Annotated in this window: 25 protein-coding genes and 1 tRNA gene; 14 read left to right on the top strand and 12 right to left on the bottom strand. The window is 65.3% G+C overall.

The genetic code is table 11. The features are described from left to right. Positions 1–128: 128 nt before the first annotated feature. The 3 genes from argJ (at position 129) to CF70_RS32470 (ending at position 2794) form a co-directional block, all read left to right on the top strand. The gene (gene argJ / locus CF70_RS32480) at positions 129–1358 is read left to right on the top strand and encodes a bifunctional glutamate N-acetyltransferase/amino-acid acetyltransferase ArgJ (protein ID WP_035875590.1); all 1230 of its coding nucleotides are present in this window, start codon (positions 129–131) and stop codon (positions 1356–1358) included. A 96-nt stretch (positions 1359–1454) separates the two neighbouring features. Then, positions 1455–2357: an ATP-binding protein gene (locus CF70_RS32475; RefSeq protein WP_035875588.1), complete on the top strand. Its 903-nt coding sequence runs from the start codon at positions 1455–1457 to the stop codon at positions 2355–2357. Further along, positions 2354–2794 (top strand): NUDIX domain-containing protein, encoded by a 441-nt coding sequence (locus CF70_RS32470; RefSeq protein WP_035875586.1) that lies wholly within the window; start codon positions 2354–2356, stop codon positions 2792–2794. The genes CF70_RS32475 and CF70_RS32470 overlap by 4 nt, the downstream gene beginning before the upstream one ends. 30 nt (positions 2795–2824) lie before the next feature. Here the strand turns inward: CF70_RS32470 and CF70_RS32465 are convergent, their stop codons facing one another. From CF70_RS32465 to CF70_RS32430, 8 genes are all read right to left on the bottom strand, one after another. Next, the gene (locus CF70_RS32465) at positions 2825–3010 is read right to left on the bottom strand and encodes a DNA gyrase inhibitor YacG (protein WP_035875584.1); all 186 of its coding nucleotides are present in this window, start codon (positions 3008–3010) and stop codon (positions 2825–2827) included. Between the two features lie 19 nt (positions 3011–3029). Further along, entirely contained in the window at positions 3030–3788 is a 759-nt protein-coding gene (zapD, locus tag CF70_RS32460) for a cell division protein ZapD (RefSeq protein ID WP_035875582.1), read from the bottom strand. Between the two features lie 258 nt (positions 3789–4046). Next, entirely contained in the window at positions 4047–4658 is a 612-nt protein-coding gene (coaE, locus tag CF70_RS32455) for a dephospho-CoA kinase (RefSeq protein WP_035875580.1), read from the bottom strand. Between the two features lie 65 nt (positions 4659–4723). Next, positions 4724–5641 (bottom strand): prepilin peptidase, encoded by a 918-nt coding sequence (locus CF70_RS32450; protein ID WP_235185301.1) that lies wholly within the window; start codon positions 5639–5641, stop codon positions 4724–4726. A gap of 3 nt (positions 5642–5644) precedes the next feature. Then, positions 5645–6910, bottom strand: a complete 1266-nt coding sequence (locus CF70_RS32445; protein ID WP_035875578.1) for a type II secretion system F family protein — start codon at positions 6908–6910, stop codon at positions 5645–5647. A 53-nt stretch (positions 6911–6963) separates the two neighbouring features. After that, positions 6964–8718, bottom strand: a complete 1755-nt coding sequence (gene pilB, locus CF70_RS32440) for a type IV-A pilus assembly ATPase PilB (RefSeq protein ID WP_035875576.1) — start codon at positions 8716–8718, stop codon at positions 6964–6966. 247 nt (positions 8719–8965) lie between these two features. Further along, a tRNA-Pro gene (locus tag CF70_RS32435) sits at positions 8966–9042 on the bottom strand. Between the two features lie 152 nt (positions 9043–9194). Further along, the gene (locus CF70_RS32430) at positions 9195–9542 is read right to left on the bottom strand and encodes a transcriptional regulator (protein WP_035875574.1); all 348 of its coding nucleotides are present in this window, start codon (positions 9540–9542) and stop codon (positions 9195–9197) included. 85 nt (positions 9543–9627) lie between these two features. Here CF70_RS32430 and CF70_RS32425 point away from each other — a divergent pair, with 85 nt between their 5' ends. After that, positions 9628–10194 carry a hypothetical protein gene (locus tag CF70_RS32425; RefSeq protein WP_035875573.1) on the top strand — a complete coding sequence of 189 codons (567 nt, stop codon included), beginning with the start codon at positions 9628–9630 and terminating at the stop codon, positions 10192–10194. Between the two features lie 239 nt (positions 10195–10433). Here CF70_RS32425 and ispB read toward each other — a convergent pair whose 3' ends face one another. After that, positions 10434–11363, bottom strand: coding sequence for an octaprenyl diphosphate synthase (gene ispB / locus CF70_RS32420; protein ID WP_051649341.1), 930 nt, complete (start codon positions 11361–11363; stop codon positions 10434–10436). A 580-nt stretch (positions 11364–11943) separates the two neighbouring features. Here ispB and rplU point away from each other — a divergent pair. The 4 genes from rplU (at position 11944) to proB (ending at position 15044) form a co-directional block, all read left to right on the top strand. Further along, complete coding sequence (gene rplU, locus CF70_RS32410; protein WP_006576525.1) at positions 11944–12255, top strand: 50S ribosomal protein L21; 312 nt, start codon at positions 11944–11946, stop codon at positions 12253–12255. Between the two features lie 70 nt (positions 12256–12325). Continuing rightward, positions 12326–12586, top strand: a complete 261-nt coding sequence (rpmA, locus tag CF70_RS32405) for a 50S ribosomal protein L27 (RefSeq protein ID WP_035875569.1) — start codon at positions 12326–12328, stop codon at positions 12584–12586. A 147-nt stretch (positions 12587–12733) separates the two neighbouring features. After that, positions 12734–13834 carry an Obg family GTPase CgtA gene (cgtA, locus tag CF70_RS32400; RefSeq protein WP_035875566.1) on the top strand — a complete coding sequence of 367 codons (1101 nt, stop codon included), beginning with the start codon at positions 12734–12736 and terminating at the stop codon, positions 13832–13834. Positions 13835–13925: 91 nt separating this feature from the next. Then, entirely contained in the window at positions 13926–15044 is a 1119-nt protein-coding gene (gene proB / locus CF70_RS32395; RefSeq protein WP_035875564.1) for a glutamate 5-kinase, read from the top strand. 91 nt (positions 15045–15135) lie between these two features. Here proB and CF70_RS32390 read toward each other — a convergent pair whose 3' ends face one another. After that, a complete protein-coding gene (locus CF70_RS32390; protein ID WP_035875562.1) occupies positions 15136–15765 on the bottom strand; it encodes a CNP1-like family protein in 630 nt (209 codons plus the stop codon). Next, on the bottom strand, positions 15758–16420 hold the full coding sequence (locus tag CF70_RS32385) for an RNA pyrophosphohydrolase (RefSeq protein WP_035875560.1): 663 nt from the start codon (positions 16418–16420) through the stop codon (positions 15758–15760). Before CF70_RS32385 ends, CF70_RS32390 begins: the two co-directional genes overlap by 8 nt. Positions 16421–16604: 184 nt before the next feature. Here CF70_RS32385 and CF70_RS32380 point away from each other — a divergent pair, with 184 nt between their 5' ends. From CF70_RS32380 to CF70_RS32355, 6 genes are all read left to right on the top strand, one after another. Next, the gene (locus CF70_RS32380; RefSeq protein WP_035875558.1) at positions 16605–18326 is read left to right on the top strand and encodes a proline--tRNA ligase; all 1722 of its coding nucleotides are present in this window, start codon (positions 16605–16607) and stop codon (positions 18324–18326) included. A 5-nt stretch (positions 18327–18331) separates the two neighbouring features. Then, positions 18332–19090 (top strand): lytic transglycosylase domain-containing protein, encoded by a 759-nt coding sequence (locus CF70_RS32375; protein WP_035875556.1) that lies wholly within the window; start codon positions 18332–18334, stop codon positions 19088–19090. Further along, positions 19087–20040: a 2OG-Fe(II) oxygenase gene (locus CF70_RS32370; RefSeq protein ID WP_035875555.1), complete on the top strand. Its 954-nt coding sequence runs from the start codon at positions 19087–19089 to the stop codon at positions 20038–20040. Before CF70_RS32375 ends, CF70_RS32370 begins: the two co-directional genes overlap by 4 nt. Continuing rightward, positions 20040–20900 (top strand): AraC family transcriptional regulator, encoded by an 861-nt coding sequence (locus CF70_RS32365; protein WP_035875554.1) that lies wholly within the window; start codon positions 20040–20042, stop codon positions 20898–20900. The genes CF70_RS32370 and CF70_RS32365 overlap by 1 nt, the downstream gene beginning before the upstream one ends. An 84-nt stretch (positions 20901–20984) precedes the next feature. Next, positions 20985–21641 (top strand): LysE family translocator, encoded by a 657-nt coding sequence (locus CF70_RS32360; RefSeq protein WP_235185300.1) that lies wholly within the window; start codon positions 20985–20987, stop codon positions 21639–21641. A 133-nt stretch (positions 21642–21774) separates the two neighbouring features. Beyond that, the gene (locus CF70_RS32355) at positions 21775–22395 is read left to right on the top strand and encodes a LysE family translocator (RefSeq protein ID WP_081862463.1); all 621 of its coding nucleotides are present in this window, start codon (positions 21775–21777) and stop codon (positions 22393–22395) included. On the opposite strand, the gene CF70_RS32350 is transcribed toward CF70_RS32355, so the two are convergent. Continuing rightward, positions 22379–22921 (bottom strand): hypoxanthine-guanine phosphoribosyltransferase, encoded by a 543-nt coding sequence (locus CF70_RS32350; protein WP_035875551.1) that lies wholly within the window; start codon positions 22919–22921, stop codon positions 22379–22381. The two genes, CF70_RS32355 and CF70_RS32350, sit on opposite strands and share 17 nt — an antisense overlap. Positions 22922–22949 lie beyond the last annotated feature (28 nt).

Below are 22949 nucleotides of genomic sequence, written 5' to 3'. Positions count from 1 at the left end.
AAGTCAGCAAACATGCCCGCGCAAGCGGGCATGTTCGTCAGGGGGAGGCGATCCATGTACCATCCGCCGCCACCTGGCAGTAGTAGAACCTGCATAACCAGCAACGTCGAACGCATAGAGGAACGCACATGGCCGTCAACCTGCCCCTGCCGCTGGCAGAGAACCTGAAACCTGTCGCCGGCGTCGAGCTCGGCTGGGCCGAAGCGGGTGTCCGCAAGGCCAACCGCAAGGACGTGCTGGTGGTGCGCGTTGCCGAAGGCAGCACCGTGGCCGGCGTGTTCACCCGCAACCGCTTCTGCGCCGCGCCGGTGCAGGTCTGCCGCGAGCACCTGGCCGCGGGCAAGGGCATCCGCGCGATCGTGGTCAACACCGGTAACGCCAACGCAGGCACCGGCGAGCCGGGCCTGGCCAACGCCCGTGCCACGTGCGATGCGCTGGCCGCACAACTCGGAATTGCTGCTGAGCAGGTGCTGCCGTTCTCTACCGGCGTGATTCTCGAGCCGCTGCCGGTGGACCGCATCATCGCCGCGCTGCCTGCCGCGATTGCCAACGCCAAGGCCGACAACTGGCTGGCCGCGGCGGAATCGATCATGACCACCGACACGCAGCCCAAGGCCGCCTCGCGCACCGTGCAGATCGGCGGCAAGACCGTGACGCTGTCCGGCATCAGCAAGGGCGCGGGCATGATCCGTCCCAATATGGCGACCATGCTGGGCTTTATCGCCACCGACGCCACCGTGTCGCAGGACGTGGTGCAGGCACTGGTGTCGTACGCAGCGGACCGCTCCTTCAACAGCATCACCATCGACGGCGACACCTCGACCAACGACTCCTTCGTGCTGATCGCCAGCGGCAAGGCAGGCGCGCCGGCCATCGAGCTTGCCGAAGGGGCAGATTTCGAGGCGCTGCGGGCCGCGCTGACCGATCTGTCGCAGGAACTGGCGCAGATGATCGTGCGCGATGGCGAAGGCGCGACCAAGCTGATGACCATCCAGGTCGAGGGCGGCAAGGACGTGGCCGAATGCCGCCTGATCGCCTATGCGGTGGCGCATTCGCCGCTGGTCAAGACCGCCTTCTACGCCTCGGACCCCAACCTGGGCCGCATCCTGGCGGCCGTGGGCTATGCCGGCGTCGACGATCTCGAGGTCGGGCATGTCAATTTGTGGCTGGACGATGTCCTGGTCGCGCGCGACGGCGGCCGCAATCCCGACTATCGCGAGGAAGACGGCCAGCGTGTGATGAAGCAGGCCGAGATCACCGTGCGCATTGCGCTCGGGCGCGGCGATGCCACCGCTACGGTCTGGACCTGCGACCTGTCGCATGATTACGTTTCGATCAACGCGGACTACCGTTCGTAAGCACCATCGCGTGCGTGCCGCTCCCGCCAGCGCGGGGCGGCACGCTAGCCGCCAGCACTCCCGCCAACGATCCGCCAGCCCTTCCTCCAAGCCGCCATGTCCGACCTTGCCGCCCGCCTCGACAGTTTCCTCGCCCGCCTTGAACAATGGCTGCCGCCCCAGCTGACCGAGTCTGACTGGAAGGAAGCGGTCGCCTTCCGCTGGCGCAAGCGGCAGAGCCTGTTCGGCAACATCGGCTACCTGCAGGCGATCCGCCAGCTGCCGCCGATCCATCTCGACGACCTGAAGAACATCGAGCGCCAGAAGGACGCAATCGTCGCCAACACGCGCCAGTTCGTGCAGCGCCTGCCGGCCAACAATGTGCTGCTGACGGGCGCGCGCGGCACGGGCAAGTCCTCGCTGATCAAGGCCTGCCTCAATGCCTTCGTCAAAGATGGCCTGCGGCTGGTGGAGGTCGACAAGGACGACCTGGGCGACCTGGGCGACATCGTCGAGCAACTGTCGGGGCGTCCGGAGCGCTTCGCCATCTTCTGCGACGACCTGTCCTTCGAGGAGGGCGAGTCGGGCTACAAGTCGCTGAAATCGGCGCTGGACGGCTCGGTGGCGGCGCAGTCGGACAATGTGCTGATCTACGCCACTTCCAATCGCCGCCACCTGCTGCCCGAATACATGAAGGACAACGAAACCTACCGGCACACCGACGATGGCGAGATCCATCCCGGCGAGGTGGTGGAGGAAAAAATCTCGCTGTCCGAGCGCTTCGGGCTGTGGCTGTCGTTCTATCCGCCCAAGCAGGACGAGTACCTGGCCATCGTTGGCCACTGGCTGGGGCATTTCGGCTGCAGCGCCGAAGACGTCGCCGCGGCGCGCGGCGACGCGCTGGTGTGGGCCCTGGAGCGCGGCTCGCGCTCGGGCCGGGTGGCCTGGCAGTTCGCCCGCGACTGGGGCGGCAAGCATGGCAAGCCCTTCATCGCTTCCACGCAGGACGGCCAGGCATGAGCGAGGCAGCGCAAGCGGCCGGCGAAACCACGCCGGCGCGCAAGGTGACCGAGGTTGCCGTGGGCGTGATGGTGCAGGCCGACGGCCGTTTCCTGCTGGCCCAGCGGCCGGCCGGCAAGCCCTACGAAGGCTACTGGGAGTTTCCCGGCGGCAAGCTGGAGCCGGGTGAATCGGTGGAGGATGCGCTGGCGCGCGAACTGCACGAGGAACTCGGCATCGAGGTGGGCGCGTGCGTGCGCTGGCACGTGCTGGAGCATGACTACCCGCATGCCTATGTGCGCCTGCACTTCTGCAAGGTCACGGCGTGGACGGGCGAACTGGTCGGCCGCGAGGGCCAGGCCTTCTCATGGCAATCGGCGCCGGTGGACGTGGGGCCCTTGCTGCCCGCCACCATCCCCGTGGTGGACTGGCTGGCTGCCGAGAGCGGCGCCGCCTGAACTGGCGGGGCCGCAACGGCCCCGCGGAGCTTATTCCTCGTCTTCCTGGTCCTGCGAGGGGTTCTCGCCGGGTTTGCCGCCGATCACGTACTTCTCGGAAGCCCAGGCGCCCAGGTCGATCTGTTTGCAGCGGTTGGAGCAGAAGGGACGGAATTTATTCTCCGGCACCCAGGCCACGTCCGTACCGCAGGTGGGGCATTTGACTACGGTTGTCATTGCTTCGGAAATCAAAAAATCAGAAATTGCAGAGCTTGAGCAGGAAAGGGATGTCGGCGTCGACCGAGCGCGGGCGAAGGTCGCCATCCTGCTGCGTGAAACGGACCCACAGCATGTACTTGTTGGCGCTCATCTCGGGGATGAAAGCCAGCAGGGAATCATCCAGCAGCACCTGCATCAACTGGTAGCTGCGCCCGGAAAGCATCTGCTGGTAGCTGCCGCCGGTGGCGATGACCTTGCCGCTCTGGCCGGACTCACGCAACAGGCGCAACACGGTGTCGGTGCCAATGCGAAGCGGCACCAGCGGGCGTGCCCACTTGAGGATGTCCGAGCGGCGGTCTTCGGCGGGGCGGTGCTGCCAGGCGTAGTAGGCCGGCAGGTCGAACTCGCAGGTGCCGCCCGGGATGATGGCGCGGCTGCGGATACTGGTCAGCCACTCGTTGTCGGTGAGCAACTGGCCGGCCTTGCCGACGGTCTGGTTGAGCTGGGCCATGGCCTGCTCGATCTCGCCGATTACGCCATCCAGCGCTCCCTGGTCGATCTGCGGATTGGCGCGCAGCGCGGCCAGCGCCTGGCGCTGGCGCTCCAGCTCCTTGAGCAGATCGGTCTTCAGGTCCGCGCGGCCGGCGACGTCAATGATCTCGAACAGAGTTGTCAACGCCACATGATGCTGCAGGGCGTGATCCTGGGCGAGGAAATAATCCAGCCGATCGAACAGGTCTTCCAGGCGCAGGAGAGTCCTGATGCGTTCGTTAAAAGGATATTCGTACAGAATCAATGGGTATGTCCGTGCAACAGGGCGGGTTGGCGGGTGGGCAGTCTGACCCTGGGCGGCGTATCGGAGCGGAGATTGCATCCGGTGCGCCTGGGTCCGCTCGATGTGACTCGGCGTGGGCCCGCGATATCGGCAGTATGCGGCCATTTCCCGCGTGGTTCCAGCGCATTCTATGCGAGTCCGCAAATCAGAACAAATGAAACAGCCGACTTAGGGTGCAGCATTCAGGGTGCGGCATTCGTCGCCGCACAAACATGGTGCCTAGCCAGCGGCCAGGCCGCGGTAAAGCTGGTCGAGACGGTCCACCTGCGCTGGCAGTGCCTCCGGCGGCCCATCGTTGTCGATCACATCGTCGGCAGCGGCCAGGCGGTCGCCGCGCCGCGCCTGCCTGGCCATGATGGCCTGGACCTGGCCCTGGCTGAAGCCGTTGCGCGCCATGACGCGGGCGACCTGGGTGGCCTCGCTGCAATCAACCACCAGCACCCGGTCCACCCGCGCGCGCCATGAGCCTGATTCGACCAGTAGCGGCACCACGTAGATCAGGTAGGGGTGAAGCCCGGAGGCGCGGATCGCGGCGGCGCGCGCTTCGGTCAGCTGGCGGATCAGGGGATGGGTAATGCCTTCGAGCCGGGCCTTGGCCGCCGGGTCGGAGAACACCAGCTCGCGCATGGCGTTGCGGTCCATGGCGCCGTCGTCGCGCAGGCACGTGGGGCCAAACGCTTCGAGCAGGGCCGGGATGGCCAGGCCGCCCGGCGCGGTGATCTCGTGCGCGAGCAGGTCGGTGTCGATCAGGGCGGCGCCGCGCGCGGCGAACAGGTCCGCCACGCGAGTCTTGCCGGAGCCGATGCCTCCGGTCAGTCCGATTTGCAGCATATCGATCTCAAAGCTTGCGGTGGTGCTTGTCGTGGTTCCACGGGCCGGCATGCGGCCGGCGCCATTCAGCCCGCGATGCCCAGCGGCAGCACATTGCTGCCGAAGAACAGCACGAGCAGGCCAGCGCCGGCGATATAGGGGCCGAAGGCGAAGTGCGTATCGCGATCCTGACGGCGCAGCGCGATATTGGCAAGCGCGAATACCAGGGCCACCACCGACGACAGCAGCACCAGCGCCGGCAGCGCCTGCCAGCCGAACCAGGCTCCCATCGCGCCCATCAGCTTGAAGTCGCCGTAGCCCATGCCCTCCTTGCCGCGCACCAGCTTGAACATCCAGTACACCGTCCATAGCAGCAGATAGCCTGCGGCGGCGCCGGTCACCGCGTCGGCCAGCGGGGCGAAGAGTCCGCCGAGATTGAGCAGCAGGCCCAGCCACAGCAGCGGCAGGGTGATCTGGTCGGGCAGCAGTTGCGTGTCGGCGTCGATCAGGGTGAGGGCGATCAGGGCCCAGATCATGGCGATGGCCGCCAGCGCCTGCCAGGTCGGCCCGAAGTGGACGGCGGCCAGCGCGGTCAGCAGCGCGGTGGCTGCCTCCACCAGGGGATAGCGTGCGCCGATGGGTGCACGGCAGGCCGAACAGCGTCCGCGCAGCACCAGGTAGCTCAGCACCGGGATGTTCTCGAGCACGCCGATGGCATGTCCGCAGTGCGGACATGCCGAGCGCGGCACCATCAGGTTGTAGGCCTCGGGATGGGGAAGGGGGTCATCGCGTAGCTCGGCGATGTAGTTGGCTTCCTCGCGGTCGATCATGCGCGGCAGGCGGTGCACCACCACATTCAGGAAGCTGCCGACCAGCAAGCCAACCAGCGCGGCGGCGGCCACCAGGAACCAGGGCGGCAGCGCCGCAAGCCCGGCGATGGTCTGCGCGGGGGCAGCCAGTGAGGAAATCGCGCCGCTGGCGCCGTCCGCGGAAAACAGCCACATGCCTTACACCACCTGTCCCAGTTTGAAGATCGGAAGATACATTGCCACCACCATGCCGCCAATCAGCACGCCCAGCACCACAATGATCAGCGGCTCGATCAGGCTGGAGATGGCGGCCACGGCGTCGTCGACCTCGCGCTCGTAGAAGTCGGCCACTTTCAGCAGCATATTGTCCAGCGCGCCCGACTCCTCGCCGATCTGCGTCATCTGCAGCACCATATTGTCGAACACATGGGTGGCCTGCATGGCGTTGGTCAGGCTGGTACCGATGCGCACTGATTGTTCGATCTCCTTGGTGGCGTCGTAGTAGACCCAGTTGCCGGCGGCGCCGGCCACGGATTCCATCGATTCCACCAGCGGCGTGCCGGCGGCGAACATGGTCGCCAGCGTCCGCGTCCAGCGGGCGATTACCGCCTTGCGGAACAGCGAGCCGAAGATCGGCAGCTTGAGCAGCATGCGATCGCTGGCGCGCTGGACTTTTTCCGATCGTTTCAGGCCCCGTATATACAGTGTGATGGCCAGGATCGGCGCGCCGATGACAAGGTACCAGTTGTCGACGAAGAAATCCGACATCGCGATCACGGCGAGCGTGGGCGCCGGCAGGTTGGCGCCAAAGCTGGAGAACACGCCCTTGAAGGCCGGGATCACGAAAATCATCAGGATCACCGTCACGGCAAAGGCCACCGACAGCACGGCGATCGGGTAGATCATGGCCGACTTGATCTGGCTCTTCAGCGCGATGGTCTTTTCCATGTAGAGCGACAAGCGCTCCAGCAGGGCATCCAGGATACCGCCTTGCTCGCCGGCATCGATCAGGTTGCAGTAGAGCGTGTCGAAGTAACGCGGATGGCGGCGGAAGGCCTGCGCCATGCTGCTGCCCGATTCGATATCGAAACGGATCTCGGCCAGCAGTTGCGTGAAGTTGGGGTTGGAATGCCCGCGCGCGATGATGTCGATCGACTGCAGCAGCGGGATGCCAGCCTTGAGCATGGTGGAGAGCTGGCGCGTGAAATACGCGATGTCCTTCTCGGTGATCTTGCGCCCGCGCGCCGCCCGCCGCTTCTTCAGCTTGACGACGGTCAGCCCCTGCTTGCGCAGGGTGGCATTGACCTCGGCCTGGCTTTCGGCACGCAGTTCGCCCGAAAAGGTCTTGCCTTTGCGGTCCTTGCCCTCCCACTCGAAGATGTACTGCGTGGGCGCCTTACGCCCGGATTTCCCCTTGGGCGCAGCCGCCTTGCGCGCGGCGGCGGCTGGTGCGCGTGTCGCCATGATTGACCCCCAATGACATCTTGTTGTTTTGCGTTTCTTACGCTTTTACGTTTCTACGTATTTGTTGTTGCCAGCACTTCCTCGAGCGAGGTGACACCCTGTTTCACCTTGGCCAGCCCGGCTTCGCGCAACGATAGCACGCCGTCCTTGCGCGCCTGCTCGGCAATCTGCAAGGCCGTGCCGTGCGTCAGGATGATCTGTTGCATGGCCTCGTTGATCGGCATCACCTGATAGATGCCGCAGCGGCCCTTGTAGCCGCTGCCGGCGCAGCGTTCGCAGCCGACCGGGTGATACGGCTGCCAGCTGCCGTCCAGATCCGCCTCCTGGAAGCCGGCGTCGACCAGCACTTCGCGCGCCAGCTCGCCGGGCCGCTTGCAGGAGCACAGCCGGCGCGCCAGGCGCTGCGCGGTGATCATCAGCACGCTCGATGCGATATTGAAGGGCGCCACGCCCATGTTCATCAGGCGCGTGAGCGTGGTCGGCGCATCGTTGGTGTGCAGCGTGGAGAACACCAGGTGGCCGGTCTGCGCGGCCTTGATCGAGATGTCGGCGGTTTCCAGGTCGCGGATTTCGCCGACCATGATGATGTCGGGGTCTTGCCGCAGGAAGGAGCGCAGCGCCGCGGCGAAGGTCAGGCCCGCCTTCTCGTTGACGTTGACCTGGTTGATGCCGGGCAACTGGATTTCGGCCGGGTCCTCGGCCGTTGAGATATTGATGTCGCCCTGGTTCAGCCGGTTCAGGAAGGTGTACAGCGAGACCGTCTTGCCACTGCCGGTGGGGCCGGTCACCAGCACCATGCCGTAGGGGCGCTTGATGACGTCCAGCAGCATGGCCTTCTGCGCGGGCTCGTAGCCGAGCTGGTCGATGTCCAGCTTGTCGGAGGACGACTCCAGGATCCGGATCACGATCTTCTCGCCGAACAAGGTCGGCAGCGTAGAGACGCGGAAGTCGATCGCCTTCTCTACGGTTTCCTTGGGCTCCTTGCTGTCCTTGGCGTCCTTCTCGCCGCCTTTCTCCTTGGGCAGCGCGATCAGCAGTTTCATGCGGCCATCCTGCGGCACGCGCTTCTCGGAGATGTCCAGGCGCGACAGCACCTTGATGCGGGTGGAAATCTTGTCGCGGATATCCACCGGTGGACGCGCGACCTCCTGCAGCACGCCGTCCACGCGGAAGCGGATGCGGTAGAAGGTTTCGAAAGGCTCGAAATGCAGGTCGGAGGCGCCGCGGTGGAAGGCCTCGGTCAGCAGCTTGTGCAGGAAACGCACCACCGGCGCATCGTCGATATCGGCCGCGGTCTTGTTGCGCAGCGCGCCGGCGGAGGCGACCGGGTCGTACTCGATCATCTTGCGCTCGGCCTGCGCCGGGGCGATCGACTTGAACGTGCCGCCGCTGTCGTCGGTGGCGGAGCGCACGTAGGTCATCAGCTTGTCGTGCTCGACCACGACGGCGTCCACCGGCAGGTTGTATTTCTGCTTGATGGCGTCCAGGCCGGCCTGGTTGCCGGGGTCCGACAGCGCCAGCACCAGCCGGTTTTCGCGCCGGCCCAGCGGCAGCAGCCGGTGCGCGTGGAATTCACGGTTGCCCGCCAATGCCGGCGGCACCTTGTTCAGGTTGTACTGACTCAGATCGACCAGGGGCAGCTGATATTTATCAGCCGCGAAGATCGCCACATCATGCGCAGTCATGGTGCCGCTGGCGATGATCTCGTCGATCAGCTGCGACTTTTTTTCTCGTGCCGACTGTTCAAGCTGGGCGAGCAGGGCCGGCGCGATACGCCGGCTCTGTGCAAGAGCTAGACCAAGTGTCATGGCAAAACGCTAGTTGGCCGGCAAGCGGCCGAAAGACCCCGAATCGGGGCAGTTTGCCGCCGGGGTCACTTTTTGTAAAGGCGAGCCGGGAGGGGTGTTGGCGTTTGCGCGACACGGGCGCAACCCTACTTGCGCGGGGGGATGAGCAAGAGGTGGGAATCGGCCGGCGTGGTGGTGCGCGCGCAAATGAAAAAAGGCCGCACATTGCTGTGCGGCCTTTTTTGTACGGTCTCGGGGACCGTGAAACTGGTCGGGGTGAGAGGATTCGAACCTCCGGCCTCTACGTCCCGAACGTAGCGCTCTACCAGGCTAAGCTACACCCCGTTTGTTGTTTTCAGCGCTAGAAAGTTGCTGCAGCGCGAAAGCACACAAGTGTAGCAGCCTTTTTTTCAGAATGGAAGAGGGTGAGCGCTTGTATGTACCGTACTCTCGCAGTTGGGCGCTATGGCATCGGGATAGACGCTGAAAAAACGCGCCTATTTGCCAGACGTTGCCTTTACCAGGCACTCGGAAAGCTTGTCGAAATGGCGAAGTGCGGCCTGCGTCAGTTCCACCTGCTTGCGCCGCGCATCTTCCGTATCCGACAGCGTGATCCAGCCCTTCTTGCGCATGGACTTCAGGCGGGCGTGCAGGGTCGCGGGCGACCCCAGATCGCTATTGGCCATCATGTCCCTGACGGATAAGCGTTCTTGCGTCTGGCTTGCCCGCGCTACCAGCTCGAGAATGCGTTCCTCGAGCGGGTCCAGGGCCGGTAACGCAGGCAGGCCTCGCAACGCTTCGGCAAGCTGCAAGAATCGCAGGTAGATATCAGCGGGTCGGGTCATGAATTCGTCCCCAGAAGCGAGGGGCTGCACTTGTGCTGTTCGCGGATCAGCTATCATCCACTCGCCACCGCGGAATTCTACGCCAATGTCAAACCTACGCCTGCAACTCGGCATGGTCATCACGACAATCGTGATGTTCATCCTGATGTTGGTGCTCAACGAATGGTTGTTCCGCAACCTGGAATTCGTGCCCGGCATCAACTGGGTTTATCTGCCCGCTGGCATGCGGCTCTTGTGCACGCTGCTGTTCGGAGAAGCTGGTGCGATCGGGTTGCTGCTCGTGTCGTGGCTGGTTAGCTTCTTCTACTTCTTCCCGAACGACTTCAGCAGGGCATTCATGGGCGGCATCGTGGCAACAGTCGCTCCCTACCTGGTCTACCGGCTTGCGCAGCGAATTTTCGGCCTGCGCGCGTCGCTTACCAATCTGACGCCGAAGCGGCTATTGCTCTGCGTTGTCGCGTATGCCGTCGCTAGCCCGCTGTTGCACCATATCTGGTTCGCCCTGCATGGCGATAGCAGCAATCTTGTGCAAGGCTTTCTGGTCATGTTCGCAGGGGATTTGAGTGGAACTTTGATCGTGATCTACGCGATCAAGGGGCTCCTGTTGTTGATGCCTGCGCGCAAGACTCTGGTGCAGATGGCTGGCAAATAAGGGCAAACAGGGCCAGATGATAGGCGATGCGAAAGCAATATCCCTGATTCCGCTTTCGCACCTCCCCTGCCGGATTCTCTTCCGGCGCTAGCTACGCTGCAGGACAGTGCGAGAATCAGGTGCAAATGCCAGATGTCGGGTTTGCTTGATTTGTTAGCGGCGCACAACGGTGCGCCACAGAGCGAGCGGCCGGGCCGCCGCTCCCTTGTGGGCTGATGCGCGCTGTTCGCGCTACGGTATCAGGACAGCCGTTGCAGCGAAAACGCGCACAGCTCGATCAGCGTTTGCTTCAAGGGGGAGTCGGGGAACTGCCGGGCCGCTTTTTCCGCCGCATCGGCTTCGCGCTGCGCTGCCTGGAAGGTGACCTCCAGTGCGCCGCAGGCGTGGATTGCCGCGAACACGGCATCGAAATGCTCGGTGCCGCCTTGCACGATGGCCTCGCGGGCCAGCGCGCGCTGTTCGGCGGTACCGTGCTCGAGCAGATGCAGCAACGGCAGGGTCGGCTTGCCTTCGCGCAGGTCGTCGCCGGCGTTCTTGCCCATCTGCTCGGCGCTGGCGGTGTAATCCAGCATGTCGTCGATCAGTTGGAAGGCGGTACCGATGCGCCGGCCGTACTCTGCCGCGGCCTCCTCGGTGGCGGCGTCGACGCCGGCCAGCACGGCGCCCAACTGGGCCGACGCCTCGAAGAGCTTGGCGGTCTTGTAGCGGATCACCTGCAGGTAGCGCTCCACCGTGACGTCGGGGTCGTGCATGTTCAGCAGTTGCAGGACCTCGCCTTCGGCGATCACATTGGTGGCATTGGAGAGGATCTCCATGATGCGCATGCTGCCGGCGTCGACCATCATCTGGAAGGCGCGCGAGTAGAGGAAGTCGCCTACCAGCACGCTGGCGGCGTTGCCGAATACCGCGTTGGCGGTCTGGCGGCCGCGCCGCAGCTCCGACTCGTCGACCACGTCGTCGTGCAGCAGGGTGGCGGTGTGGATGAACTCGACCACCGCGGCCAAGTCGTGGTGCCGGTTGCCGTCGTAGCCGAAGGCCCGCGCGGACAGCAGCAGGATCACCGGGCGCAGGCGCTTGCCGCCCGCGCTGATGATGTACTCGCCGATCTGCTCGATCAGCGGCACCTCCGATGCGAGGCGCTGGCGGATAACCGAATCAACGGCGCGCATGTCGGCAGCGACCGGGGCAAGCAAGGCAGTGGCGGAAGACTGGGACAAGATGTTCACCGTTACGCAAAACCCGCCGATTATAAGCGATGCGGGTGTATGTATGTCCCCCAAACGGAGGGTGCAGCGGTGTCGCAGACGTGCCGGGACGAGAGCGGCCGCGCCGCTGCGGCAACCTATAATGCCGGCATGACCCAGCAACATTCCTCCTCAAGCCGCCGCTTGCGCCGCACTGCGCTGTGGGCAGCTTTCGCCGCCCTGGCCGGTTTTCTGCTGGCGGACCTGATCTGACCCGAGCGGGCGGAGAAGTGCATCAGGCGGCGCCGGATGCCGTCGGGCAGGCTATGTGTCTGTTTTCTTTGTACTTTTCCCGACATTGGTATAGAATCGTGGGTTTCCTCCGGCCGCTTTGTGTTGTCTGCAGATGCGCTGGCGGGAGATAACCGGGCCAATTGGGCCGTCCGGCTTGTCTGTTTTCCTGGCTTGCGGCTGATCCCTGGATCGGCGGCGGCGGGATGAAACGGACGCAAGGGCGCGCCGGCGTTGGTTTTCGGCGTTTTATTTCACATCGAGAGGTTCGACAATGTACGCGGTCGTAAAAACCGGCGGCAAGCAATATAAGGTTGCTGCTGGCGAAAAACTTAAAGTAGAACAGATACCGGCAGACATTGGCGCAGAAATCACGCTCGACCAGGTGCTCGCAGTGGGCGCAGGCGACCAAATCAAGTTTGGTACGCCGCTGGTTAGCGGGGCTTCCGTCAAGGCTACCGTTATCTCCCAAGGTCGTCACGATAAGGTGAAGATCTTCAAGATGCGCCGTCGCAAGCACTATCAAAAGCGTCAAGGCCATCGTCAAAATTACACCGAGCTGCGCATCGAAGCGATCGTTGCCTGAGCCCGCGCTCAGTCCTCATCGAAATCGAATTCAAGCGTAACTAGGTAAAGTAAAGCGACAGGAGTTAGTCATGGCACAGAAAAAGGGCGGCGGTTCCACACGGAACGGCCGCGATTCCGAATCGAAGCGTCTGGGCGTCAAGGTGTTTGGTGGCCAGGCCATTAACGCCGGCAGCATCATCGTGCGTCAGCGCGGTACCCGCGTGCACCCGGGCGAGAACGTTGGCATTGGCAAGGATCACACCCTCTTTGCCCTGGTCGACGGTCACGTGCAGTTCGCCGTCAAGGGCGCTGCCAAGAAGCAGCAGGTCAGCGTCGTTCCGGCAGTCTGATCACAGCCTTTGCAGCATGAAGGCCCCGCAGTACTTGCGGGGCTTTTTCGTTTCTGGCGACAATATCAGTGTCGCCATCCGCCGAGCGCGCGGCCCCGCCATCCTGGCCGGGCACGCGCTGCGGCCGCTCCACCACGGAAGGTCATCATGAAGTTCATCGACGAAGCCAGAATTGAAGTCATCGCCGGCAACGGCGGCAATGGCAGCGCATCGATGCGGCGCGAGAAATTTGTGCCCTTCGGTGGCCCGGACGGTGGCGACGGCGGCGACGGCGGCAGCGTCTATGCGGTGGCAGACCGCAACATCAATACCCTGATCGACTTCCGCTATGCCAAGAAGCATGTGGCGCGCAACGGCGAGAACGGCCGCGGCGCCGACTGCTACGGCGCGGGCGGCGAGGACGTGAAGCTGCGCATGCCGGTCGGCACGCAGATCCTGGACATGGATTCCGGCGACCTGATCGCCGACCTGACCGAGCATGGCCAGACCGTCTGCCTGGCCCAGGGTGGCCTGGGCGGCTGGGGCAACCTGCACTTCAAGTCCAGTACCAACCGCGCGCCGCGCCAGCAGGTGGACGGCAAGCCCGGCGAGCGCCGCATGATCAAGCTGGAGCTGAAGGTGCTGGCCGACGTGGGCCTGCTGGGCATGCCCAATGCCGGCAAGTCGACCTTTATCTCGCACATCTCCAATGCGCGCCCGAAGGTGGCGGACTACCCCTTCACCACGCTGCATCCCAACCTGGGCGTGGTACGGGTCGATCACGAGCAGTCCTTCGTGGTGGCTGACATCCCCGGCCTGATCGAGGGCGCGGCGGAAGGCGCCGGGCTGGGCCACCAGTTCCTGCGCCACTTGCAGCGCACGGGGCTGCTGCTGCATATCGTTGACCTGGCGCCGTTCGACGAAAGCGTGGACCCGGTGGCCGAAGCCCGCGCCATCGTCAACGAGCTGAAGAAGTACGACGAAAGCCTTTACGAAAAACCGCGCTGGCTGGTGCTCAACAAGCTGGACGTGGTGCCTGACGAAGAGCGCGAGGCGCGCGTCAAGGATTTCGTCAAGCGCTACAAGTGGAAGGGCCCGGTGTTCCGCATCTCCGCCCTGACCGGCGAAGGTTGCCGCGAACTGATCTACGCGATCAAGGATCACCTGGCCGCGATCAAGGCCGAGGAAGTCGCCGCGCTGGCGGAGCCGGACATCCGCCTGGATGAGCGGCTGCACAACGTCGACCAGTCCGGCGGCGAGCAGAACTAAGCCGGGGGCCAGACAGGCAGCCCGGCAGCAGGGCGAGACGATGCGCTCGCCCGCCAAAAAACGACAGTACCCAGCAGACAGGATTCTCGCCATGCAATCGGTCATCGCCCAGGCAAAACGTATCGTCGTCAAGGTTGGGTCCAGCCTGGTGACCAACGACGGCAAGGGTCTCGATCACGAGGCCATCGCCCGCTGGGCGGCGCAGATCGCCAAGCTGCGCATGGCCGGCAAGGAAGTCGTGCTGGTCAGCTCCGGCGCCATTGCCGAGGGCATGCAGCGGCTGGGCTGGGTACGGCGCCCCAAGGAAATCCACGAATTGCAGGCCGCCGCCGCGGTGGGCCAGATGGGCCTGGCCCAGGTCTACGAGAGCCAGTTCGGCCGCTACGGCATCCGCACCGCCCAGGTCCTGCTGACCCACGCCGACCTGGCTGACCGCGAGCGCTACCTCAATGCGCGCTCGACCCTGCTGACCCTGCTGTCGCTAGGCGTCGTGCCCATCATCAACGAGAACGACACCGTGGTCACCGACGAAATCAAGTTCGGCGACAACGACACTCTGGGCGCCCTGGTCACCAATCTGATCGAAGGCGATGCGCTGGTGATCCTGACCGACCAGCGTGGCCTCTATACCGCCGATCCGCGCAGCAATCCCCAGGCCGAATTCGTGGATGAGGCGCTGGCCGGCGCGCTGGAGCTGGAAGCCATGGCCGGCGGCGCCGGCACGTCGATCGGGCGCGGCGGCATGCTGACCAAGATCCTGGCCGCCAAGCGCGCCGCCAAGTCGGGCGCGCATACCGTGATCGCGTCGGGACGCGAAGCCAATGTGCTCGAACGGCTGGCTGGCGGTGAAGGCATCGGCACGCAATTGCTGGCGCCGACCGGGCGTCTTACCGCGCGCAAGCAGTGGATGGCGGATCACCTGCAACTGCGCGGGCGGGTGGTGATCGACGCTGGCGCGGTCGACAAACTCACCAGCGGCGGCAAGTCGCTGTTGCCGATCGGCGTGGTGGAAGTGCAGGGCGAGTTCGCGCGCGGCGAAGTCATCGCCTGCATCGACGCCGCCGGGCATGAGGTGGCTCGCGGCATCACCAACTATTCCAGTTCAGAGGCAAAGCTGATCGCGCGCAAGCCGTCGTCCGAGATCGAACGTGTGCTGGGCCACCAGAACGAGCACGAACTGATCCACCGGGACAATCTCGTGCTGGTCTGAACGGCGCGAAGCGCGCGCAACAAACACAAAGGGCTGCCCGGGCAGCCCTTTGTGTTTGATACAGCGCCGTACTACCGCGCCGCATGCGTTCTCAGCGCTGGATCGCGCTCTTGCGCGGCGCCTCGCCACGCAAGTCCCTGACGATCTCCTGTGCCGTGCCGGCCGCCCCGCGGCCCTCGCACATGAAATCCTTGGCCAGCGTGCCAGCGTAGTTGTTGCGCGAGATACCGGCCAGCTGGGTCCAGCCTTCGCGGTCGTCGCTGCGGTTGCGCACCCAGTCGGTCGCCCCCTTGGGCAAGGTGGCGTACATCTTGCGCTGGAACGTGTCACAGCGCACGGCTTCAAAGCTGACGTTGCGCATGCCGCTTGCACCTGTCACGACCGCGGTATAGCGCACCGCGCCATCCGCGCCCACGGACACCGACTTTGCGTCTACCGCGAAATTGAAGTTGCCTGCGGGGCTGACCTCGAACGTGATCAGGTCCGCATCGCGCGGCAATGCCGGCAGCGGGACCTCGACCTCCTTGAAGTCCTTCGGGGCGAAGGGGTCGAGTATGCTCCATTCCTTCTTCGGCGGCGTGTAGTTCTCGGCCTCATCCGCTGGCTGCGGCTGCGGCGTGGGCTTGCTGGCGCAGCCAACCAGCCCGAGGCAAAGGGTTGCCGCCAGCAGGCAGGCGGCAGGCAGGCTCGGGCGCAAGCCGCGGCCGGCGAATTCAATCATCGGTACTCCGTTCTGTGGACGCCGGTTCGGCCGGCGAAGTTGGGCCCGGATCGCGGGCCAGGTCCTGATGCGCCAGGGCCGGCACGCTGTCGGGATGCTCGTCCAGCCCCCCGCGGGCATAACCGGAGCGCGCGGAGCCGTGCCGGCCATGCGTGCCGTAAGGGCTCAGCGGCGCGCGGGTATTGCGCTGCAGGAAGCGGGACAGCTCGGTCAGCGCCAGTTGATAGACGTCGCGCTTGAACTCGATGACAGCATCGAGCGGGACCCAGTAATGGCTCCAGCGCCAGGCATCGAACTCCGGGTGGTCGGTGGCACGCAGGCGGATGTCGCAATCGCGGCCCGCCATGCGCAACAGGAACCAAATCTGCTTCTGTCCCCTGTAATGGCCGCGGATTTCGCGGCGGATGAACTTGTCCGGCACCTCATAACGCAGCCAGTCGCGCGTGCGACCAACAATCCTGACATGCTCGGGCAGCAGACCGACTTCTTCATGTAGCTCGCGGTACATCGCCTGTTCCGGCGTTTCGCCGTATTTGATGCCGCCTTGCGGAAACTGCCACGAATGTTCGCCGATACGCTTGCCCCAGAACACCTCGTTCCGTGCGTTGATGAGGATGATGCCGACGTTCGGGCGAAAGCCTTCACGATCGAGCATGACTGCACCTCGAATCCTTTAGAATTACGTCGATTATAAAGGAAGCGCGTAATGGGGCTTTGTGCAACGGGGTGCTGGTTTTCCCCGAGCAGAAAGCGTCGCATCAGGCGCACGCGCAATGGATTCGCGCCATCCCGGACCCGGAACCCGCCGGGGCGGGCATGGCCTCACGAGAAAGCAACGGATGAAAGCCTCGCAATTCTTCATTTCCACCCTCAAGGAAGCCCCCTCCGACGCGGAAATCGTGTCGCACAAACTGATGATGCGCGCCGGCATGATCAAGAAGCTCGGCGCGGGCATCTACAACTACATGCCGGTGGGCCTGCGGGTGATCCGCAAGGTGGAGGCCATCGTGCGCGAGGAAATGAACCGCGCCGGCGCGGTCGAGCTGTCGATGCCGGTGATCCAGCCGGCCGAGCTGTGGCAGGAAACCGGCCGCTGGGACAAGATGGGCCCGGAACTGCTGCGCCTGAAGGATCGCAACGAGCGCGATTTTGCCGTGCAGCCCACCTCCGAAGAGGTGGTGACGGATATCGCCCGCAGCGAAATCCGCAGCTACAAGCAGCTGCCAGTCAACTTCTACCAGATCCAGACCAAGTTCCGCGACGAGCGCCGGCCGCGCTTCGGCATCATGCGCGGGCGCGAATTCACCATGAAGGACGCCTACTCCTTCGACCGCGACGCGGCCGGGCTGAAGGTCTCCTACGACAAGATGTTCAATGCCTACGTGCGCATCTTCCAGCGCTTTGGCCTGGAATTCCGTGCCGTGGCGGCGGATAACGGCGCCATCGGCGGCTCCGGCTCGCACGAGTTCCATGTGATCGCCGATACCGGCGAAGACGCCATCGTCTATTGCCCCACCTCGGACTACGCCGCCAACATGGAGGCGGCCGAAGCCCTGCCGCTGCTGGCGCAGCGCGCCGCGCCGGCCGAAGACATGGTCAATACGCCGACCCCGGGCAAGGCCAAGTGCGAGCAAGTGGCCGAACTGCTTGGCATTCCGCTGGCGCGCACGGTCAAGTCGATCGTGCTGGCCACCGACAGCGAGGCCGGTTCGCAGATCTGGCTGCTGCTGCTGCGCGGCGATCACGAGCTCAACGAGATCAAGGCCACCAAGGTGGCCGGCCTGGCCGAGTTCCGCTTCGCCACCGAGTCGGAGATCGTCGAGACCTTCGGCACGCCCCCCGGCTACCTCGGCCCGATCAACACCAGGAAGCCCGTCAAGGTAGTGGCCGACCGCACCGTGGCCAATATGAGCGACTTCGTCTGCGGCGCCAACGAAAAGGATTACCACCTGACAGGCGTCAACTGGGGCCGCGACCTGCCCGAGCCGGTGGTGGCCGACCTGCGCAATGTGGTGGCGGGCGATGCTTCGCCGGACGGCAAGGGCACGCTGGAAATCTGCCGTGGCATCGAGGTCGGTCACGTGTTCATGCTCGGCACGCGCTACTCGGAATCGATGAGCGCCACGTTCCTGGATGAGAACGGCAAGACCCAGCCCATGCAGATGGGCTGCTACGGCATTGGCGTGACCCGTATCCTGGGCGCCGCCATCGAGCAGAACTTCGACGAGCGCGGCATTATCTGGCCGGCGGCGATCGCCCCGTTCGCGGTGGTGATCTGCCCGGTTGGCTACGACCGCTCCGAGGCCGTCAAGGCCGAAGCCGACCGTATCCATGCAGAACTGCTGGCGGCCGGCGTCGACGTGATCCTGGACGATCGCGGCGAGCGCCCCGGCGCCATGTTCGCCGACTGGGAGCTGATCGGCGTGCCGCACCGCGTGGTGGTGGGCGACCGCGGCCTGAAGGAAGGCCGGGTCGAGTACCAGGGCCGTCGCGACGCCGCAGCGACCCAACTGCCGGTCGCGGACGTGGTTGCCCACGTGCGCGGACTGCTGTCCGCCTGAACGCCATGCGCCTCCCGCGCCTGCAGGACCTGACCCCGGACCGCCGCCTGCGCCTGGCGCGGGCCGGCGCCGGCTTGCTGCTGGCGTTGAGCGCCGCCGCGCACGCGGGGGCGCAAAAGGAGGAGGACCTGGCGGATTCGGTGCGCGGCGCGCTTGCCGCGGCTATCGCGGATAGCCGCCCCCTGCGCCCGGCGTTCGCCACCGGTGGCGAACAGCTGGCGTATATCAAGTGGCTGGAGGAGATGTCGCACCGGCTCGCGGGGCGTATCCCGGAGCCGCAGGTGCGCATCGAACTGATCGAGACCGCCTACTACGAAGCCAAGCGCGCCGGGCTGGAACCGGCGCTGGTGCTCGGTCTGGTGCAGGTCGAGAGCAACTTTCGCAAGTACGCGATCAGCTCGGCCGGCGCCCGCGGGCTGATGCAGGTGATGCCATTCTGGGTGCGCAGCATCGGCGATGGCGACTCTCGCAAGCTGTTCCACCTGCAGAGCAACCTGCGCTATGGTTGCACCATCCTGCGGCACTATCTCGACCGCGAGCAGGGCGACCTGTTCCTCGCGCTGGGCCGCTACAACGGCAGCCGGGGCCGCCCCGACTACCCCAACGCAGTGCTGGCGGCCTGGAAGCGCTGGCAATATTCCGAAGCTACCGTTACCGTGGCCGGCGATCCCGAAACGGGCACGGCCACCCGCAGCCGCGTGCTGCCGCCCGAAGCGCCGTCGCGCAATCCATTCTCGCCGCAGCGCCTGGCCAACCCCTCATGAGCAATACTCCCGGCACGCCCGGTAGCACCGGCAAGGCGGGCTACACCAGTTCCTCCGCGGACCTGGAGCGCTGGCTGCGGCGCCATATCGGGCAGGGCTTCGGCGCCGAGGCGCTGGTGCAGTCGATGTGTCAGTCGGGCTACGACCAGGCCTTCGCACAGGCCACCGTGGCTGCTGCGCTGGCTGTCGCGGCGAGGGCAGATGCGCGCGGGACCGCAGCCGACACCGCCGCGGAGATGGCGGCCGAGCTTGGCATCGACAAGCCAGCCGGCAATGCTGGCGGCGGCAAGGGCCAGGCCGGCGCGCAGCCCGGGCGCAACGCAGCCCATTATGCCGGGCGCGAGATTCCCATCCTGTTTACTCTCGCGGCGCCGCGCGTCACCCTGTTCCAGCATTTGCTGACCGATGCCGAGTGCGATGGCCTGGTGGAGCTGGCGCGCGGTCGCCTGGCGCGTTCGCCGGTGATCAACCCCGATACCGGCGACGAGAACCTGATCGAAGCGCGCACCAGCCTGGGCGCGATGTTCCAGGTTGGCGAGCATCCGCTGATCGAGCGCATCGAGGACTGCATCGCCGCGGTGACGGGGATTGCGGCGGATCGCGGCGAGGGCCTGCAGATCCTCAACTACAAGCCTGGCGGCGAGTACCAGCCGCATTACGACTATTTCAATCCCCAGCGGCCCGGGGAGGCGCGGCAGCTAAGGGTGGGCGGGCAACGCGTGGCCACCCTGGTGATCTACCTGAACAGCCCGGCAGCCGGCGGTGCCACCGCTTTTCCCAAGCTTGGCCTGGAGGTGGCGCCGGTCAAGGGCAATGCTGTCTATTTCAGCTATCGCAAGTCCGACGGCTCGCTGGATGAGCGCACGCTGCACGCCGGCCTGCCGGTCGGGGCGGGCGAGAAATGGATCGCCACCAAATGGCTGCGCGAGCGGCCGTACCGGAGCGAGTGATGCGCCTCTGCGGCGGCCCCGGCAGCGGCGCGGGCACGGAGCAGGCCTGCTACTGGTTCGATCCGGCCATGCCGTATGTCGAAAGCCGCCGCGCCAGCGACAGCGCAGCCGCCTACCTGCCGCATACCCATCCCACCCTGTCGATCGGCGCCGTCGATGGCGGCCAGAGCATATTCACAACGGAAACCGAGTCGGTGCGGCTCGCGGCAGGCGATGTGGTAGTGATCCCGGCCGGCCAGGTGCACGCCTGCAACCCGGCACCGGATGGGCGCTGGAGCTACCAGATGCTGCACCTGGACCAGGCCTGGGCCGGCGCGGTGCTGGAGGCGCGCGGCGCGGGGCAGGCGTTGCCGGCGGCGCTGGCACGGGTGCGCGTCACCAGCGCGGCCGACACCTATGCCGGCCTGTGCCGCCTCAACCATGTGCTGTTCTCCGCGGCTTCCATCGCGCAAAAGGAATCCATGCTGGCTGGCTTCGTCGCTGCGCTGTTCGGCTGCGCCGACCGGCGCCAGGCGGTGCGCGCGCCGCGTCCGTCCGGCACGCCCGAGGCTCGCCTGGCTCGCCTCGTGGCGATCCTGCAGGCGCGCCACGCGGAAACGCTGCCGCTGGCCGAACTGGCGCGCGGCGCCGGCATGAGCCGCTACCAGTTGATCCGTGCCTTCCGCGCCGAGGTCGGCATGACGCCGCATGCCTATCAGCTGGACCAACGCATCAACCATGCGCGCCAGTTGCTGCGGGCGGGCGGGGCGCCCGCCGAGATCGCCCAGGTGCTGGGCTTTTCCGACCAGAGCCATTTCCAGCGCGCGTTCAAGCAGCGTGTCGCGCTGACGCCGCGCGGCTACCAGCGCCGCGCCGGCTGAGCCGCCGCGCGCAATTTTCTCCAATACGCGCCACTACCTCGCAGCCCACACTTCGTGCCCATCACAAGACACGAAAGGATTGGCGTGGATTTTCCCATTGATTCCGGCTTCGGCCAATTTGCCATGGTGGCGGGCGCGCACTTTCTCGCGCTGCTCAGTCCGGGACCCGATTTCTTCCTGGTGGTGCGCAGCGCGCTGGTGCATGGCGTGGGACGTGCCAGCGCGGTATGCCTGGGCATTGCGCTCGGCAATGGCGTGTTCATCGGCCTCGCCATTGCGGGCCTGGCCGCCACGCGTACCAGCCAGGGCGTGTTCGCGGTGTTGCAGTGGGCCGGCTGCCTGTACCTGGCCTGGCTCGGCTGGCTGTTGCTGAGCGCCCGCGGCGAGACGCGGATGCCGGGCGCTGACGGCCCGCAGGCGCATGGTGCCGGCCACGCCGCCTACGCGGCGCAACTCGCCACCGGCTTTCTTTCCGCGGTGCTCAACCCCAAGAATGCTTTGTTCTACGCCAGCCTGTTTTCCGTGCTGGCCGGCACGCGCACACCGCTGCCGGTCCAGCTTGGCTACGGTGCCTGGATGTTCGCCATGGTCTTCGGCTGGGACATCCTGGTGGCCTGGGGCGTGCGCCATCCGCTGGTGCGGGCGCGTTTCGCCCGCTCGGTGCGCGGTGTCGAACGGGCCACCGGTGTCATCCTCTGGGGCATCGCGCTGGCCGTGGCAGTCAATGCGGCGAAACCGTGAAGCAGCCGGATGCGGCGTGCCATTGGCAACACGCAAAGGCGTATTGCCAGTTTTCTGGTTAACTGTACCGGTACTGTACTGTTTTCCGTGACTAGACTGCCATCATTCCCTTTTGCATGCGATGGAGTCAGTCATGGCCGTGCCCCAGCTTGTCGCCGGATCCGGCGTGTTTGCCGCGTTCTGCGCGTTCGCCCTTGTGTCCTCGATCACGCCGGGCCCCAACAACACCATGGTGCTGGCCTCGGGCGTGAACTTCGGCTTCGCCCGCACCGTGCCCCATGTGCTGGGCATCAGCGCCGGTTTCGGTTTGATGGTGGCGGTGGTCGGACTCGGCCTGGGATCGCTGTTCGCGGCGTTGCCATGGACCTGGCAGGTACTCCGCGTCGTGGCTGCGCTCTATCTCACCTGGCTGGCATGGAAGCTGGCGACGTCGGGCAGCGTGCAGGACCAGGAGGTGGGCAAGCCCATGGGGTTCCTGGCTGCGGCCGCGTTCCAGTGGGTCAACCCCAAGGCGTGGGTGATGGCGGTGGGCGCGTGCAGCACCTATGTGCTGCACGGCAATGTCTGGCTGAATGTGTTGCTGCTGTCGGGGTTGTTTGCCGTGATCAACCTGCCCAGCGTGGCGATGTGGGCAGTGTTTGGCTCGGCCTTGCGGCGCTGGCTGGCGCAGCCGCGGGTGCTGCGCCTGTTCAACGTGGCGATGGCGCTGTTGCTGCTGGCCTCGCTGTGGCCGATCCTTAGCGCAAGGCCCTGATGGCGGGCAGGTTGCGCCAGTAGCCGTGGGCGTCCATGCCGCAGCCGAAGACATAGCGTTCCGGCACGGTGAAGCCGCAGAAATCCGGGTGCATGGGTTTGGGCTTCTGCAGCACCTTCTCGCACAGCACGGCCGCGTAGACGGCGGTGGCGCCCATGTCCATGATGCGCTGGCGGATGGCGGCCATGGTCTCGCCTTCGTCCAGGATGTCGTCCAGCACCAGCACCGTACGGCCCTTGACCGACTCGCGCGGCGCCACGCGCCATTGCATCTCGCCGCCCACCGTCTTGTTGTTGTAGCGCGAGAGGTGGATGTAGTCGAATTCCAGCGGGAAGGCCAGCTTGGGCAGCAGCATGCCGGTGAAGACCACCGCGCCGCCCATTACCGACAGCACCAGCGGGAAGGTGTCGCCCATCTTTTCCGTGATCTCGCCGGCCATGCGGTCCAGCGATTCCTGGACGGCTTGCGCGCTGACGATTTCCTCGGAGTTGGCCCACAGTTCGCGGGCCCGTTCGACGGTCATCATGATGTGGATCCTGTCTCTGTCTTGATCT

This window comes from Cupriavidus sp. SK-3, from assembly GCF_000611145.1.
In the GTDB taxonomy this organism is placed as follows: domain Bacteria; phylum Pseudomonadota; class Gammaproteobacteria; order Burkholderiales; family Burkholderiaceae; genus Cupriavidus.
This window is presented reverse-complemented; position numbering and strand designations above follow the sequence as displayed.